This window comes from Saccharopolyspora sp. CA-218241, assembly GCF_050954615.1.
GTDB lineage: Bacteria > Actinomycetota > Actinomycetes > Mycobacteriales > Pseudonocardiaceae > Saccharopolyspora > Saccharopolyspora cebuensis.
Genome location: NZ_CP191860.1, coordinates 3,657,407 through 3,673,551, shown reverse-complemented (window position 1 = coordinate 3,673,551; position 16,145 = coordinate 3,657,407). Strand labels below are relative to the sequence as shown.

At 74.5% G+C, this 16,145-nt stretch carries 13 protein-coding genes; 10 read left to right on the top strand and 3 right to left on the bottom strand.

Translation table 11 applies throughout. The features are described from left to right. Nucleotides 1-264: 264 nt before the first annotated feature. The 9 genes from ACQP0T_RS17515 to ACQP0T_RS17475 are packed head-to-tail and all read left to right on the top strand — an operon-like array spanning nt 265 to nt 11,006. Nucleotides 265-1,407: a DegT/DnrJ/EryC1/StrS family aminotransferase gene (locus ACQP0T_RS17515; RefSeq protein WP_433873760.1), complete on the top strand. Its 1,143-nt coding sequence runs from the start codon at nt 265-267 to the stop codon at nt 1,405-1,407. A 5-nt stretch (nt 1,408-1,412) separates the two neighbouring features. Beyond that, nucleotides 1,413-2,537, top strand: coding sequence for a DegT/DnrJ/EryC1/StrS family aminotransferase (locus ACQP0T_RS17510; RefSeq protein WP_433873759.1), 1,125 nt, complete (start codon nt 1,413-1,415; stop codon nt 2,535-2,537). A 16-nt stretch (nt 2,538-2,553) separates the two neighbouring features. Continuing rightward, on the top strand, nt 2,554-3,531 hold the full coding sequence (locus ACQP0T_RS17505; protein WP_433869040.1) for a UbiA family prenyltransferase: 978 nt from the start codon (nt 2,554-2,556) through the stop codon (nt 3,529-3,531). Then, a complete protein-coding gene (locus ACQP0T_RS17500) occupies nt 3,528-4,880 on the top strand; it encodes a protoporphyrinogen/coproporphyrinogen oxidase (RefSeq protein ID WP_433869039.1) in 1,353 nt (450 codons plus the stop codon). Before ACQP0T_RS17505 ends, ACQP0T_RS17500 begins: the two co-directional genes overlap by 4 nt. An 11-nt stretch (nt 4,881-4,891) precedes the next feature. Further along, on the top strand, nt 4,892-6,472 hold the full coding sequence (locus ACQP0T_RS17495) for a class I adenylate-forming enzyme family protein (protein WP_433873757.1): 1,581 nt from the start codon (nt 4,892-4,894) through the stop codon (nt 6,470-6,472). A 1-nt stretch (nt 6,473) separates the two neighbouring features. Further along, nucleotides 6,474-7,313, top strand: a complete 840-nt coding sequence (locus tag ACQP0T_RS17490; protein WP_433869038.1) for a class I SAM-dependent methyltransferase — start codon at nt 6,474-6,476, stop codon at nt 7,311-7,313. Beyond that, nucleotides 7,310-8,920, top strand: coding sequence for a CoA transferase (locus ACQP0T_RS17485; RefSeq protein WP_433869037.1), 1,611 nt, complete (start codon nt 7,310-7,312; stop codon nt 8,918-8,920). Before ACQP0T_RS17490 ends, ACQP0T_RS17485 begins: the two co-directional genes overlap by 4 nt. Next, nucleotides 8,920-10,560, top strand: a complete 1,641-nt coding sequence (locus ACQP0T_RS17480) for a class I adenylate-forming enzyme family protein (RefSeq protein WP_433869036.1) — start codon at nt 8,920-8,922, stop codon at nt 10,558-10,560. The genes ACQP0T_RS17485 and ACQP0T_RS17480 overlap by 1 nt, the downstream gene beginning before the upstream one ends. Then, the gene (locus ACQP0T_RS17475; RefSeq protein ID WP_433869035.1) at nt 10,557-11,006 is read left to right on the top strand and encodes a carboxymuconolactone decarboxylase family protein; all 450 of its coding nucleotides are present in this window, start codon (nt 10,557-10,559) and stop codon (nt 11,004-11,006) included. The genes ACQP0T_RS17480 and ACQP0T_RS17475 overlap by 4 nt, the downstream gene beginning before the upstream one ends. Nucleotides 11,007-11,114: 108 nt before the next feature. Here ACQP0T_RS17475 and ACQP0T_RS17470 read toward each other — a convergent pair whose 3' ends face one another. Continuing rightward, on the bottom strand, nt 11,115-12,209 hold the full coding sequence (locus ACQP0T_RS17470) for a beta-propeller fold lactonase family protein (protein ID WP_433869034.1): 1,095 nt from the start codon (nt 12,207-12,209) through the stop codon (nt 11,115-11,117). Nucleotides 12,210-12,363: 154 nt separating this feature from the next. Here ACQP0T_RS17470 and ACQP0T_RS17465 point away from each other — a divergent pair, with 154 nt between their 5' ends. Further along, nucleotides 12,364-12,624, top strand: a complete 261-nt coding sequence (locus ACQP0T_RS17465; RefSeq protein WP_433869033.1) for a hypothetical protein — start codon at nt 12,364-12,366, stop codon at nt 12,622-12,624. Between the two features lie 20 nt (nt 12,625-12,644). Here the strand turns inward: ACQP0T_RS17465 and ACQP0T_RS17460 are convergent, their stop codons facing one another. Both ACQP0T_RS17460 and ACQP0T_RS17455 read right to left on the bottom strand, forming a co-directional pair. Continuing rightward, nucleotides 12,645-13,772, bottom strand: coding sequence for an ion transporter (locus ACQP0T_RS17460; RefSeq protein WP_433869032.1), 1,128 nt, complete (start codon nt 13,770-13,772; stop codon nt 12,645-12,647). Nucleotides 13,773-14,598: 826 nt separating this feature from the next. Continuing rightward, nucleotides 14,599-16,062, bottom strand: coding sequence for an MFS transporter (locus ACQP0T_RS17455; RefSeq protein WP_433869031.1), 1,464 nt, complete (start codon nt 16,060-16,062; stop codon nt 14,599-14,601). Between the last annotated feature and the right edge of the window lie 83 nt (nt 16,063-16,145).

Below are 16,145 nucleotides of genomic sequence, written 5' to 3'. Positions count from 1 at the left end.
GCGGTCCTGCTCGCACACTAACCATTCGGGATCACCCGACCGAAGTCGGGGGAGCACAACGGTTTCCGGTGATCACCGTAAAGGGTGAAACTTTCTCGGGAACGACGTTCGAGCTTTCGGGTGGACCTGATCGTCGGCTAAGTTCTGCGGCCGTCAGCCCCGTTCACCCGTTCTCCCTGGAGCGTAATCATCGTGTCCTCCGGCGCGGATTCCACCAGGACTTGGGAAGACTTATCGCCACCGGCCGCCCCTGACGCCGCGTCGATCCCGTTCTTCTCCCAGGCCCGCACTTTCGACCGGCTCTGGTCGACCATCAGCGCCCGCGTCGGCGAGGTCTTCGACAACGGGAAGTTCTCCCACGGCGCGCAGGTCGCCGAGCTGGAACGCCGCCTCGCCGAGTACACCGGTGCCGCCCACGTGGTCGGCGTCAACAGCGGCACCGACGCGCTGGTGCTGCTGCTGCGCGCGCTGGGCCTCCGCCCCGGCGACGAGGTCGTCGTGCCCGGTTACTCGTTCGTCGCCACGGCCACCTCGGTGGTCCTCGCGGGCGGTACGCCGGTCTTCGCCGACATCGACCCGGACACCTACGCGCTGGACCCCGCCGCGGTCGAGCGGGTGATCACGCCGCGGACCCGGTTCGTGATGCCCGCCCACCTGTTCTGCCAGATGGCAGACATGGCCGCGCTGTCCGGAGTCGCCGAGCACCACGGGCTGATCCTGGTGGAGGACAGCGCCGAGGGCATCGGGATGAGCCAGGGCGGCAAGCACGCCGGACGGCACGGTGCCGGCGGGGTGCTGTCGTTCTTCCCGAGCAAGACGCTGGGCGCCCTCGGGGACGCCGGTGCGGTGCTCACCGACGACGCGCGGGTGGCCGAGCTGGTGGCCGGTCTGCGCCACCACGGCCGGTTCGGCCGCACCCTGGACCACTTCCCGGGGATCTCCAACGAAACCGCGCTGGTCGGCACCAACAGCAAGATGGACGACCTGCAGGCCGCCGTGCTGCTGGCGAAGCTGACCGCGCTGGACCAGGAGATCACCCGCCGCTCGGTGCTCGCCGAGGCGTACCGGCTGGGACTCTCCGGAATTCCCGGCGTCGTCCGGCTGCCCAAGGTCGTCGACGCCGGCTCGACCGGGGTGTACTACGTCTACCTGATCGAGGTGGAGCACCGCGACGAGCTCGTGGCGCACCTGGCCCGCAACGGCATCGGCACCGAGACCTACTACCCGGTCCCGCTGCACCTGCAACCCTGCTTCGCCGGGCTCGGCCACGCCCCGGGCGACCTCCCGGTGGCCGAGGCCGCCGCGGCGCGGGCCGTCGCCCTCCCGCTCTACCCCGACCTGACCCTCGCCCAGCTCGACCGGGTGTGCTCGGCGGTGCGCGAGTTCTGCTCCCGGAGGTGTGGCTGATGCCGATCGACGTGCCGTTCTTCCCGCCGGACCTGTTCGAGGACGACCGGAAGGTGATGCTCGACCTGATCGGCGAGATCGGTCGCGCTCCGGAGCAGAAGTTCATCCTGGGCGAGCGCACCAAGGAGTTCGAGGAGCTGCTGCGCGAGTCGCTCGGTGCGGCCGACGTGGTCTCCTGCGGCAGCGCCACCGCCGCGCTCGGCCTGGTGCTGCGCGCGGTCGGCGTCGGGGCGGGCGACGAGGTCGTGGTGCCCGCCTTCGGCTGCGCCCCGCTGGCGTCCTCGGTGCTCGAAGCCGGTGCCACGCCGGTGTTCGCCGACATCGACCCGCACCGGCTGGTGGTCGACCCCGAGGACGTCGAGCGCCGGATCACCGCGCGCACCAAAGCGATCATGCCCGCGCACATGTTCTCCATCATGGCCGACATGCCGCGGTTCGCGGCCCTCGCCGAACAGCGCGGCCTGCGGCTGGTGGAGGACTCCGCCGTCGCCCAGGGCGCGGTGCTGCGCGGTGTCCCGGCCGGGCTGTGGGGCGAAGCGGGGGTGTTCTCCTTCGTCCAGGTCAAGTCGTTCGGGATGCCCGGTGAGGGCGGTGCGGTCGTGACCCGGGACGCCGAGATCGGCGCGCGGGTGCGGATGCTGCGCAACCACGGCCAAGGCGCGCAGCGCTTCGTGCACGAGGTCGTCGGCCGCAACAGCCGGTTCGACGAGATCCAGGCGGCGTTCCAGATCCACCGGTTCCCCGGCTTCGCCGCCCGGTTGGAGCGGCGGGCGGCGATCGCCGACTTCTACACGCGGCGGTTCGCGCCGCTGGCCGACCGGGGCGTGGTGGCTCCCCCGCCGGGGCGGGAGGGACGCTGCTACTACGTGTACTGCGTGCTGGCCGACGACCGGGACGCGCTGCGCGACCACCTCGCGGCGCGCGGCATCGCCTCGCACGTCTACTACCCCCAGCCGCTGCCCCGGCAGGCGGCCTTCGCCCCGTGCGCCCCCGCGGACGGCCGCTGGCCCCACGCCGAGCTGGCCAGCCGCCGCATCCTGGCGCTGCCGATCTACCCGCACCTGACCGACGCCGAGGTGGAGCGCGTCGCCGACGCGGTGTGCGCCTTCGCCGAGCGCGCCCCGCAGTGAGGAAGTGACCCCCGAGATGACCAGTGACCTGCACTCCGCGCCCCGGGGCGCGGCGGTCACCCGACCCGAGAGCAAGGCCCGGAGCTACGTGCGGCTGGGCAACCTCGACGTCTACGACTACTACCTCAGCATCCTCGTGGTGGCCTCGGCGGTGCTGGTGCCGCTCTCGGCGGCCCGCCCGGGCACCGTGCCGATGCTGCTGCTGTTCCTGCTCGGCGCGCTCGGCACCATCGTCGCCATGGTGGCCTTCGACGACCTCACCGGCTACCGCGACGGCAGCGACGTCGTCAACTACGGCCCGAACGACCCGCTGCGCAAGAAGCTGCGCAAACCGCTGGTCGCGGGCACCCTGACCGAAGCGGAGGCGCTGCGCTTCGGCTGGATCACCGCGGCCGCGGGCGCGGTGCTGTGGACCGGCGCGGTGCTCGTCGCGCCGGCCGCGCCGCTGTGGACGGTGCTGCTGGTGGCCGCCACCTTCGTCGTCGCCCTGCAGTACTCCTACGGGATCAAGCTCAGCTACCGCGGTTTCCAGGAGCTGTTCCTGGTGGCGTTGGGCGCCGCGCTCGTGCTGGCCCCCTACGGCCTGGCCACCGGGCGGTTCTCGGAGTTCGTTCTGGTGCAGGCGGTGCTGTTCGGCCTGGGACCGCTGATGTTCGGGGTGTACTCCAACACCAACGACGTCGAGGGCGACCGCGGCGTGGGCCGGGTGACGGTGGCGGCCCTGACCTCGCCGCGCGGCAACGCGCGGTTCATCGGGGCCCTATCGCTGGCCGAGTTCCTGATCGGCGCGGTGGCCTCGGCGACCGGGCTCGCCCCGTGGTGGTTCGTCCTGCTGATGCTGCCCGCCAGCGCGTTGCGGGCGCGGCAGTACCACCTCGGCTTCCGGGTCGGCGACATCATGCGCGCCCGGCGGGTCGGGTTCGCCGTGCACCGGCTCTGCGTGGCGCTGCTGATCGTGGCGAACCTGCTGGTCGGGCTCGGGGTGGCCGGGTGAGCCCCGATCTGGACGTCGCCGTGGTGGGCGCCGGGATGGCCGGGCTCACGGCCGCCTCCGAGCTGGCCGCCGCGGGGCTCGAGGTGCGGGTGTTCGAATCGGACCGGCAGGTCGGCGGCCGGATGGCGGCCTTCCGGCACGGCGGGTACACGGTGGACACCGGCGCCGAGCAGATCTCCCCGCACGGCTACCGGGCCACCTGGCAGCTCCTGGAACGGCTCGGCGTCAGCGCGGGCGAGGTGCCGGTGATCGGCAGGCCGCTGGCGGTGTGGCGGAACGGGCGCGCGCGGCCGGGAGCGGCCGAACCGCGCGCGCTGCTCACCGGAGCCGGGCTCTCCCGCCGCGCCCGCCTCGACCTCGCCCGGTTCCAGGTGTGGGCGGCCCGCCGTCGCCGCCGGTTCGACACCGACCGGCCCGAACGCGGCCCGCTGGCCGACCTGACCGTCGCCGAGTTCGCCCGGCGCTACCACCCCGACCTGCACGACTACCTGTTCCAGCCGGTGTCCGGGGCGTTCTTCGGCTGGGACACCGCGCGGTCGTCGGCGGCCGTGATGGTCAGCCTGCTGCTCGCGGTGGGCGACGCCGCGGACTGGCGCACCTACCGCGACGGCATGGACACCCCCGCCCGGTTGCTCGCCGAGCGGCTCGACGTGCGCACCGGCCGCCGGGTCCGGGAGGTCGCCGCCGACGGCGACGGCGCCCGGCTGGTCGTCGGCGACGCCACCGTGACCGCCCGCGCGGTGCTGCTGTGCGTGCCCGCCCCGGTGGCGCGGCGGCTGCACGCGAACCCGGCCCCCGACGAAGCCCGCTACCTGGACGCCTGCACGTTCACCCCGGCGCTGAAGGTGAGCTGCCTGCTGGACCGGCCGATCGCCCCGCCCGGCGAGTCCGCGCCGTACCTCGTGCTCACCCCGCACGTCGAGGAGGACGTGCTGTCGGCGATCATCGTCGACCACCGCAAGCACCCCGGGCGGGCCCCCGCGGGCAAGGGCCTGCTGAGCCTGATGCCCCGGGCCGCCACCACCGCCGACCTGATCGACGCCCCGGACCGGGAGATCGTCGGCAGGCTCACCGCGGCGGTCGAGCGCTACGTGCCCGGCTTCGGCTCGGCGAACCGGGAGAACTTCGTGCACCGCTTCCGCTGCGGACTGCCCGAAGCCACCCCCGAGGCGCTGCGCAGGCGCCCCGCCTTCACCGCGCGCGAGCTCAGCCCCGTCGATTACGCGGGGGACTGGGTGAGCCTGCGCCCGGCGAGCGAGGGCGCCGTGCGATCCGGCGCGCTCGCGGCTTCGCGGGTGCTGAGCAGGCTGCGCGCCACCCGGCGATCCGGCCTAGGAGTTCCGCTGTGAAACCACATGACATGGGCGTGCTGTTCGACGAGTGCGCCGCCCGCCGCACCGGTACCCGGGTGCACCTGGACCGGCCGTTCGACATCGCCCCGGACGGCGGCACCGAGTACGGCGTCGACGACCTCGCCCGGCTGGTCCGCGACGCGGCCGGGTGGCTGGCCGGGGCCGGTACCGCCCCCGGTGAGCGGGTGGCCGTCGTCAAGGACAACCACTGGGACTACGACCTGCTGGCCTGCGCGGCGGTGCGCATCGGCGCGGTGCCCGCGCAGCTCTCCGCGCACCTGTCCGGGGAAGCGCTGGCGACGCTGCTCAAGCGCTTGGACGCGGCCGTCGTGGTCACCACGTCCGGGGTGCTCGACGGCGCCGCGGCCGAGGGCGTGGACCTGCGCGCGTTCGCCCGCACCACCGTGGTGCTCGACGGTGGCGTGCCCGGGGCGCAGACACCAGCGGAGCTGCGCGGCCACCCGGCGCCGTCCCCGCACCGGCGCGGGCGCGACACCCCGCTGGTGATCAACCACACCTCGGGCACCACCGGGACCCCCAAGCTGGTGGTGCATTCGACCGCCACGCTGGTCGGCGCGCTGGCCCGGTTCGAGGCCACGCGACTGCCCAAGATCGGCATCCGCCGCGACGACGTGCTGGCCAACGCCAACGCCTACGCGCACGGCCGGACCTTCTGCTGGACCGCGGTGGTGCTGAGCATGGCGCCGCGCGAGCTGGTCGTGCTCAGCGACGACGACCCGGACCGCGCGGATCCGCTGCTGCGGCAGCACCCGCCGACCTACCTGGAGGCGCTGCCCGCGACGTTCGTGCGCTACCGGACGCTGATCACCCGGCTGGACAACCCGTTCCGGCGGGTCCGCGTGTTCCTCAGCACCTACGACGCGATGCACCCGCCGACGATCCGCGCCTACCTGCGGGCCAGCGCGCGCCGGTCCCCGGTGTGGATGCAGGGCTGGGGCCAGACCGAGACCGGGCCGCTGACCTTCCGCTTCCACACCCGCCGCTCGTTGGCGGGGGAGCGGCGCGGTCGGTCCTCGGCCCGCGACCTCGGACGGCCGGTGCCGTTCAAGACGCGCCTGCGGGTGGTCGATCCCGAGACGTTCGCGCCGGTGCGGCGCGGTCGACCCGGCCTGGTGCTGGCCCGCACCGCGGCGCTCTGCCAGGACTACCTCGGCGAGTCGCAGCGCTGGGCGGCCAAGCGCACCGGTCCGTGGTGGAGCACCGGTGACATCGGCGCGCGGCGCCGTGACGGCGCGGTGCACCTGCTCGACCGCGAGGTGGACAGCATTCCCGGCCTGAGCTGCCTGGAAGCCGAGGACCTGCTGGAGGACCGCTTGCCGCAGGTGCAGGAGTGCGTGGTGCTGGCCCGTCCCGGCGCGGATCCGCTACCGGTGCTGATCACCGAGGACGGCGGGTTCCCGGAGCAGGCGTGGGCGCGCGCCACGCGCGGCCTGCCCGCCATGCAGGAGCCGGTGGTGCGGGCCTGGGACGCGGTGCCGCGCACCGGCACCGGCAAGGTGCGTCGGCTGGCGCTGCTGGAGCAGCTCACCGGCAGCACCGAGGTGCCCGGGACCGGCCGGTGGACCTGAGGTGGACCGCGACCCGACGATCCCGGAGGCAGGCCCCGAGCCGATGACCGACGTCCGCACCGACTACGTCTTCGACAACGCCCACCCGCAGGCGGTCCCCCAGCACCGGTACCTCGCCGAGGCGCACGACCCGCTGACCCTCGCGCGGCTCGCCGAGACCGGGGTCGGGCCGGGCTGGCACTGCCTCGACGTGGGCACCGGCGGCGGCAGCGTGGCCGCCTGGCTGGCCGATCGCGTCGCGCCCTCGGGCAGCGTGCTGGCCACCGACGTCGATCCAGGGCACGTCCGCCCGCGCCCGGGCCTGACGGCGCTCGCCCACGACATCGCGACCGACCCGCTGCCCGGGGCGAACTTCGACCTGATCGTCGCCCGGCTGGTGCTGCGGCACCTGTCGGACCGCGCGGCCGTGCTGGACCGGTTGGTGCGGGCGCTGGTCCCCGGAGGCTGGTTGCAGGTCGACGAGTTCGACACCACCTACGAGCCGCTGCTGCTGGCCCCGGACGAGAGCACCGCGCACCTCTACCGGAGGTTCCTGGCGGCCAAGGACGCCGTGATGCGGGCCGGTGGCGTGGACCCGGCGTGGGGCAGGCGGGTCCCCGAGGCGATGCGGGCAGCCGGGCTGGTCGGCATCGACCCCCGTCCGCACGTGCAGCTCCGGCACCCCGGGGCCGCCGACCTGCTGCTGTTGGAGCACCACACGCACCACCTGCGCGACGGGCTGCTGGCGGCCGGGATGACCGAGGCGGACCTCGGCGCGCTGCGGACCGCGCTGCGCGAGCCGGAGCTGCGGGCGTGCTCGTCGGTGATGTACTCGGTGCACGGCCGGAAGCCCGCCCGGTGAGCGCCCCGGTGTCGGCCCGGCCGGGGACGGCCGAGGCCGTCGCGACCGCGCTGCTCCGCGAGGTCGGCGAGGACCCGGGGCAGGTGCGCCGCGAGCTGGACTGGTCCGGCCCGGTGGAACTGCCGCTGCCCGACGAGGCCGCGGTGCAGGCCGCCTGCGGGATCATGCAGGTGCACGGGCGCAGCGCGGGCCGCCCGGTACCGCTGGGCGTGCCCTACGCCTCGACGGTCGCCGGGGTGCTGCTCGCCCAAGGTGCCCTGGCCGTGGCGATCGCCCGGGCGCGGGGTGGCCGGATCGAGCGGGTGCGCACCTCGGTGGCGCAGTCGGCGCTGCTGGCGGTGCAGCAGTACCTCGCGGTGGCCGGGTGCGCCGAGCCGGAACCGCCCGCCGAACCCGGCGCGCCGCCGCCGCTGCGCACCGCCGACGGCGTGCGCTGCGAGCTGGAGACGCTGACCGCGGAGCACTGGCTGGCGTTCTGGACGGCGCTCGGCGTCGAGCGCGGCCCGGTGGCCCGCGGGTGGCGGCCGTTCCAGCAGCGCTTCGGCACCGCGACCTGCGCGCTGCCCTTCGAGCTGCACGCCGCCGTCCGCGCCGTCGGTTACGCCGACGTGCTCGACGCGGCCCGCGCCTCCGGGGTCAGCGTGCTGCCGGTGCGCGCCGATCCGGCACCGCCGCTGGACCTGCCCGCCTGCGAGCTGGCGCCGCTGCCCGGGATCGCACCGCGTCCGCTCGGCGCGCCCGGTGCGCTGCCGCTGAGCGGGATCGTCGTAGTGGAGTCGACCCGCCGGGTGCAGGGCCCGGTCGCCGGTCAGGTGCTGCGGATGCTCGGCGCCGACGTGGTGCGCGTCGAGCCGCCGGGCGGCGATCCGATGCGCGGGGTGCCGCCGATGGCGGGGGACTGCTCGGTCCGGCACCTGGCGCTCAACGCGGGCAAGCGGGTCGTCGAGGTGGACATCAGGACCGCGGCCGGGCGCCGGGAGCTGCACGAGCTCGTCGAGGGTGCCGACGCGTTCGTGCACAACTGGGCGCCCGGCAAGGCCGCCCGGCTCGGCCTCGACGCGGCCCGCCTGGCACCTCCCGGGCTCAGCTACGCGTGGGCCTCGGGGTGGGGCGACGCGCTCGGTCCGGAGCCGCCGCTGGGCACCGACTTCCTGGTGCAGGCGCACAGCGGGCTGGCCGCCGCGGTGCGCCCGGGTCGGCCGCCCGCGCCCTCGCTGCTCACCCTCACCGACGTGCTGGGCGGACTGGTGTGCGCCTTCGGCGTGCTCGCCGCGCTGCTGCGCCGGGTCCGCACCGGTTCCGGGTCCACTGTGGACAGCTCGCTGCTGTCGGCGGCCGGTGTGGTGCCGCGCACGCCGCTGCGGACCCCCGTGCTGCGCACGGCCGACGGCCACCTGGTCGTGTCCGGCGACCACGACGCGGTGTTCGGCGGAGCCGATCCGCTGGCGGAGCCCTCGCGGCACTGGGTAGAGCGCGCCGCGCGCGCCGGTGCGGTGGCCACCCCGGTGTGCACCGACCTGCGCGAGCTCGTCGACGACCCGCGGTTCGGCGCGGCGCTGGGCCGCGGCCGGTACGTCTTCCCGCACCCCCCTTGGGAGTTCGGCTGATGTGGACCTCGACCTCCGGCCTCGCGATCGGCGACCGGGTGCCGCCGGAACTGCGCGCCGAATGGGTGCGGCGCGGCGACTGCCCGGGCCGCGACGTGCACGCGCTGTTCACCGACGGGGTGCGGCGGCATCCCCACCGGGCCGCGGTGATCGACGCCGACGGGGTGCTCGACTACGCCGGGCTGGACCGCGAGGTGCGCCGGGTGGCCGCCGCGCTGACCCGTGCCGGACTCGGGGAGCGCGACGTCGTCGGCATCCGGCTGCCCAACGGCAGGCGCATGGTCGTGGCGGAGCTGGCCGTCGCCGCGATCGGCGCGGTCGCGCTGCCGTACCCGGCGGGCCGGGGCAGCCGCGACACCACCAGCCTGCTCGGCCGGTCCCGGGCGACCGGGGCGATCTTCGGCGCGCGCGACGACGCGGCCGAAGCCGCGGCGCTGCCGCACCTGCGCGCGGTGCGCACCTTCGGGGCCGGGCCTGGGGCCGTGTCGGGAGATGGGCCGGAGCTGGACGCGGCGCCCGAGGCGCCGGACTGGCGGGCCGCTCCGGTCGATCCCGAGGCGCCGGTGCGCATCCTGGTCACCTCCGGGTCGGAGGCCGAGCCGAAGATGATCGCCTACTCGCACAACGCGATGGCCGGCGGCCGAGCGAACTACGTGCGCGCGCTGCACCAGGACGGGCCGATGCGGGCCCTGGTGCTGATGCCGCTGGCGTCCTCGTACGGTTCGCTGGCCAGCCACGTCGGCATCGCCGCGCTCGGCGCCACGATCGTGCTGCCGGAGCGCTTCGACCCGGCGATGGCCCTGGCGCTGGCCGCCCGGCACCGGATCACCCACCTGTTCGGCGTGCCGACCATGCTGCGCCGCCTCGCCGAACACCCGGACGTGCCGGAGCTGCCCGCGCTGCGCGCGGTGGTGTCGAGTTCGGCGCCCCTGCCCGAGGTCACCGCGCGCCGCTGCACCGAGCGCTTCGGCCGCCCGGTGATCAGCGTCTACGGCTCCTCCGACGGGATCAACTGCCACACCGCGGCCACCGGCCCGGACCCGGCGGCGGGCACCGGCCGGCCCGATCCGGCGGTCGCCGAGATCCGCGTGGTCGATCCGGCCGGGCGCCCGGTGCCGCCCGGTGAGCCCGGCGAGATCCAGGCGCGCGGGCCGATGACGCCGCTGTGCTACGTGGCCGCGCCGGAACTCGACGCCCGCTACCGCACCGGGGACGGCTGGGTCCGCAGCGGGGACCGGGGGTTCCTCGACGAGCGCGGGCGGTTGCACGTGCTGGGCCGGATCAAGCAGGTGGTGGTGCGGGGCGGCTACAACATCAGCCCGGCCGAGGTGGAGCGGGAGATCGGCGCGCACCCGGCGGTGGTCGAGGTGGCCTGCGTTCCGGTGCCCGACGAGGACCTGGGCGAGCGGCTCTGCGCCTGCATCAGCCAGGTCGAGGGCACGCCCGAGCTGACCCTGCCCGAGCTCACCGCGTTCCTGGAATCCGAGCGCGGGCTGGAACGCCGCAAGCTGCCCGAACTGCTCCTGCTGCTGCCCGGGCTGCCGGTCGCCCCGACCGGCAAGGTGTGCCGCCGCACCACCGCGGCGCTCGCCGAACAGCGCACCACCGAACAGCGCACCACCGCGAAGGGAACGACATGACCACCGCACCGAACCTCGACCTGGCCCGGGTCACCCCGGACAGCTTCGCCGCGCTGCACCGGCTGGCCGCCGACACCGGCGCTCGCGCGCAGGACGCCGGGCTGGCACCGGGGTTGGTCGAACTGGTCCGGCTGCGCGCCTCGCAGCTCAACGGCTGCGGGTACTGCCAGGCGCTGCACACCCGGCAGGCCGCGGAACTGGGGGAGGACGAGCAGCGGCTGGCGGACCTGGCGCGGTGGCCGCAATCCGCTGCCTTCACCGACGCCGAGCGCGCGGCGCTGCGGCTCACCGAGGCGCTGACCCGAGTGGACGGACGCGGCGTCGACGACGAAATCCGGGCGGCGGCCGAGCACTTCGGCGAGGCGGAGCTCGCCGGTCTGCTGTGGACGATCGCGCTGATCGGGGTCTACAACCGCCTCGCGATCGGCTCCGGGCTCACCGGCTGAGGTCGGGCGGGAACGGCCGTCCGGCAGGTGGGATGCCGGACGGCCGGGCGGATCACCGGATGTTGCTGGTGTGGCCGAGGGAGTAGCGGCCGGGCTGGGGCATGTAGGTCAGTCCGTGGGGCCGTTGCCGACCGGGATGCGGGCCAGCAGCTCCCCGGTGCGGGTGTCGAACACGTAGACCTCGCTGTCGTAGCGACCGGCGAGCCAGAGCTGCGTGCCGTCGGCGGACACCGCGCCCATGTCCGGGCTGCCGCCCCCGGGGATGTGCCACTTGTCGATCGGCTGGTGCGTGGCGGTGTCCAGCACGGTGACGCTGCCTTCGCCGCGGTTGGCGATGAAGGCCCGCTGGGAATCGCGGGAGAAGTAGATCCCGTGCGCGCCCTCGCCCGTCGGGACGAAGCCCTTCTGGTGGGTGGCCTGGCCGTCGAACAGGTAGATGCCGTTGGCGTGCATGTCGGCGACGTAGAACGTCTCGCCGTCCGGCGCCAACCTGCTGTCCTGCGGCATCCCGTTGGGCACCTGGTGGAGGTCGAAGGTGCGCACGTGCTCGCGGGCCTCGACGTCGAGCACGATCATCCGGTTGGCGAACTCGCAGGTCACCAGGGCGATCTTGCCGTCGGCGCTGAAGTCCATGTGGTTGATCCCGGCGCACTCCGGGATGGACAGCGACTGCTGCTGCTCCCACGTCCGCGGGTCGTAGAAGTCCAGCCGCTTGTAGGCCTCGGCGACCACGATCGCGGAGCTGCCGTCCGGGGTGAAGTACAGGTTGTACGGGTCCTGGACCTGGATGGGCTCGCCGGGCTTGCCGGTCTTGGGGTCGATCGGCGTCAGGGTCCCCGCGGGCACCATGTCCGCCGTGACGTACAACGTCTTGAGGTCGTAGGAGGGCACCACGTGCTGCGGCTCGTCCCCACCGGGGAAGGTGTCGATCACCTCGAAGGTGTTGGGGTCGATGACGGAGACGGTGTCGTCCTGGCTGTTGGGCACGTAGACGAGGTTGCGCACGCCCTCCATCGCGGGGGAGAGCATCCCCGCCCGGGTGTGCGCGTAGACGTCGGTCTGAGCCGGTGGCGGGGGCGGGGTGTCGGAGACCGGTGGCGGGGCCGCTTGGTCGGAGTCGGCGGTCAGCTCCGCGCCGCAGGCGGCGAGCAGCAGGCTGGTGACGCCGAGCAGCGCCGCGAGGGGAAGGCCACTTCTGTGCATGGCGCCGGACGCTAGCAGCGGCCCTCCGCGCTGACGTCCATCAACACCGCAGGTCAGAGGATTGCGCCCGTGTGGGTTATGGGGCATCCGGTGTTGCCGTCCCGGCGGGTCGCGGACGACGATGTCCGCGGGAGCGGAGTGGAGGTGGCGTCCGGTGAGCGGTGGACCACCCGCGAAGGACCGGCCGGGGCGGCAGGCGTGGCTCGGGCCGCTCGCGCTGGGGATCGGCCTGGGGAGCTGGCTGGTGCCGGGCGGCATCCCGGTGGCGCTGGTGGCGGTGGCCTGCGGCGCGTGGTCGGTGCGGACCCGGGGCCCGTACCGGATCGACGGCACCGCCGTCGCCGGGGCCGTCGCGGGCGGCCTGCAGGTGCTGTTCTCGCTGCTGCTGCTCGCCGCGGACTCGGCCGGGCGCTGAGGCGCCACCCGGCGTCCCGCCTAGCCGACCCCGGTGCCCTCCCCGCGCACCTCGGCGCGCAGCGCCCGCACCTCCTCGACGAGCTCGTGCAGGACGAGATCCGCTTCCTCCTGGTCCTCCTGCCGGACCCGCGCCTCCATCGCGTTCACCGCCACCGCGATGAACAGGTTGAGCACGGTGAACGTGGTGGCCGCGATGTAGACGATGAAGAACACCCAGGCCAGCGGTTCTTCGGCCATCACCTCGCGGGCCACCTCCGACCACGCTTCGCCGGTCATCACCTGGAAGAGGGTGAACAGCGATGCGCCGAGGTCGCCGAAGTACTCCGGGGAAACCGTCCGGAACAGCGTGGTGGCGATGACCGCCGCGATGTAGAGGAGCAGCACCAGCAGCGCCGCGATCGAGGTCATGCCCGGCACGGCCGCCAACAGCGCGCTCACCACCCGGCGCATGCTCGGGATCGCCGAGACCAGCCGCAGCGCGCGCAGCACGCGCAGCGCCCGCAGCACGGCGAACGCCCCGGTCGCGGGCAGCAGCGCGATCCCGATGATCACCGCGTCGAAGCAGTTCCACGGATCGCTGAAGAACCGCGCGCCGTGGGCGTAGATCTTCGCGGCCAGCTCGACCGCGAACACCGCGAGCGCGATCCGGTCCACCGCGTGCAGCACGGCACCGTACTCGGCCACGAGGTCCGGATCGGTCTCGCAGCCCAGCGTGAGCGCGTTGAGCAGGATCAGCGCGATGATCAGGCGCTGGCAGGTTGGTGCGTCGATCACCGCGCGGACGCGTTCGCGCGTGTTCACCACTGAGCTCCCGGTTGACGTCGGTTCGGTGGTGATCAACTTACCGGGTGGCCACCGCGCTGCGTCACGGGACATCAGCGCGCGGTGACCGGCCCCGTCCCGGGTGGTCGACCGGGCGCGCCGACAGGTGGCGTTCGAGAGGTCGAGGAGCGCGAGCTCCCGCCTGCGCCCCGGCCGACCGCACGAGCGCGCGCAACCGTCCGGGGCGTCGGCGGGCAGCGGCAGGTCGTCGAGGTGCCGCTGGGGGCGCCCAGGTCCAGCGACGGGTTCGGCCGGTCGTTGGCCGCCCACGCCGTGCGGGACCACCTCGTCGGTCAGCGCCATCGCGAGCCAGCCCGGCTCCACCGGCGAGAGGTCGCGGACGCGCTCCGCTGCGGTTCGGAACGGCTTCCGCCAACGCGACGTTCCACGGTGGACGCGAGCACGGCGGTCCCTCGGTGCGGAGGGTTTCCCGCACTCCGCACCACGGCCGCGCGCAACCGGTTTTTCCGGGTGCGACCGCGCGCGGAACTCGCGGGAAGCGCGCTCTTTTCTCACTCGGAGGTGCTCTTGATCGACGACCCGGCGGTGCCGGACACTGGAAATCGCCTGAGGGTGCTCCCGGGACGGAGCAGAACGAAGGAAGCAATGTCCACCACGCACACGACGCGGACCGGGCCGGTGCGGCGGAACGACCTCGATTCCGCCGCACGGCGCCCCGGTCGCCGCTGAGGAACAGGAGGGACGTGGGTCCACCGCATCGACCGCCGCCGACTCGCCGGCGGTCGGGTGCTCGGTCGTTCCGGCGTACCTCACCAGCGATGACACCTCTCCCGCGATCGGCTTCCCCGCCGTCCTCGGCCCGATCCGGGTGAAGGACCGTCGGCCCGACCTCTCCGGCCGCCCGGTGCCGTCGTCGCGCTGGTGCCGGACCCCGTTGCGGATCCGCCGCGCCCCGTTCGGGAGGGCGGATCGTCGAAGGGATGATTTCGTCGTGAGATAGCCGATTTTCCCGTGCTCGGTACCGAATCCTGATCCGTGACAACCGAATTCGCCATCCACGGAGGATGAGCAGCGATGTGGTCCCGCCGCGCCGGGTTTCCGGCGGGTGGCGCGGGACGGGCAGCCCGGGCGATCCGCCGGTACACCGGATCGCCCGGGCCCGCCGCGCGGCGGGTGCGTCGGGCTCGGATCACCGCGGGGATTCGCCCCGCGGTTCCGCGGCGGAGTCCCGCGCCCCGAGCACGGCCAACGCCACCGCGGCCCCGGCGAGGGCGCACAGGGCCGCGGCCAGCATGGTGGCGCTCTGCGCAGAGGTGAACGCGGTCCGCGCCGGACCGCTCAGCGTCGGGTCCGCCAAGGCGTCGGCGAGCGGCCGGTCGGGGGCGGGGGTTCCGGCGCGGTAGCGCGCGGCGAACAGGCCGCCCAGCGCGGCGACGCCGAGGGCGAACCCGAACTGCTGGTGGGTGTCGTTGAGGGCGGAGCCGAGCCCGGCGCGGGCGGGCGGTACGGAGCCGAGCACGGTGCTGGTGGTCGCGGGCCCGGCGAAACCGGTCCCGGCCCCGGCGAGCAGCAAGCCGCACGCCAGCACCGGATGCGGGCTGGTCGGGGTGAGTGCGGCGAGGACGGTGAAACCCGCTGCGGCGAGGGCGAATCCGAGCGCGATCGCGGCCCGGGCCCCGATCCGGCCGGGAGCCCGGCCGCCGACCGCCGAGCCCAGCACGGTGCCCGCGGCCAGCGGGATGACGGCGATCCCGGCCGCGAGCGCGGAGTGGCCGCGCACCAGTTGCAGGTACTGGGTGAGCACGAACAGCACGCTGCCGGTGCCCACGGTCAGCAACGCCGCCGCCGCGCTCGCCCCGGCGAACCGGCGGTCCCGGTACAGCGTGAAGTCGATCATCGGTGCGCCGTCGCGCCGTTGCCGGTGCGCGAACCACCCCAGCGCCGCGACGGCGACCGCGAGCGCCCCCGGCGCGGCGGGGGACTCCCACCCGCGTTCCCCGGCGATGATCAGCGCGGTGATCATCGCGCCGGTGCCGAGGGTCACCAGCCCGGCCGCGACCGGATCGAGCCGGTGGGCCGCGGGAGCACGGAACTCCGGCACCAGCCGCGCCACCCCGGCGAGGGCGGCGGCGACCAGCGGCACGTTGATCAGGAAGATCCCCGACCAGCTCCACGCCTGGACCAGCGCGCCGCCCAGCACCGGGCCGAGGGCCATCGCCACGGAGGCCACCGCGGTCCAGACGGCGAACGCCTTCGGCCGCTCCTCGGCCGGGAACACGTGCACCAGCACGGCCAGCGTCGAGGGCATGACCAGGGCCGCTCCCGCGCCCATCAGCGCGCGGGCGAGCAGCAGCCACCACGCCGACCAGGCCAGCGCCGCGGCCACCGAGGCGAGCCCGAACAGGAGCAGCCCGGCCAGCGCGGCCCGGCGGTGCCCGTACCGGTCGGCGGCGGCTCCGGCGGCGACGAGCAGACCGGCGAAGACGACCACGTAGGCGTCGACGACACCTTGGAGCAGCGCGGTGGAGGAGTCGAACGCCCGCCCGATCGCGGGCAGCGCCACCGACAGCACGGTGTTCTCCACGACGACCAGCAGCAACGCGGCGCACAACGCCACCAGGATCGACCACCGCCGGGGATGTCCCCGTTCCACGTCCGCCTCCTCTCCGGTCCTACGGCGTAGGACGCGCACGGTCCTACAGTGCAGGACTGCCTGGGGCGGGCGCAAGCCGCCGC

Coding starts and splice junctions, on each gene's coding strand:
- ACQP0T_RS17505 (WP_433869040.1), top strand. CDS start 2,554: ATGACCAGTGACCTGCACTCCGCGCCCCGGGGCGCGGCGGTCACCCGA.
- ACQP0T_RS17480 (WP_433869036.1), top strand. CDS start 8,920: ATGTGGACCTCGACCTCCGGCCTCGCGATCGGCGACCGGGTGCCGCCG.
- ACQP0T_RS17475 (WP_433869035.1), top strand. CDS start 10,557: ATGACCACCGCACCGAACCTCGACCTGGCCCGGGTCACCCCGGACAGC.
- ACQP0T_RS17470 (WP_433869034.1), bottom strand. CDS start 12,209: ATGCACAGAAGTGGCCTTCCCCTCGCGGCGCTGCTCGGCGTCACCAGC.
- ACQP0T_RS17495 (WP_433873757.1), top strand. CDS start 4,892: ATGGGCGTGCTGTTCGACGAGTGCGCCGCCCGCCGCACCGGTACCCGG.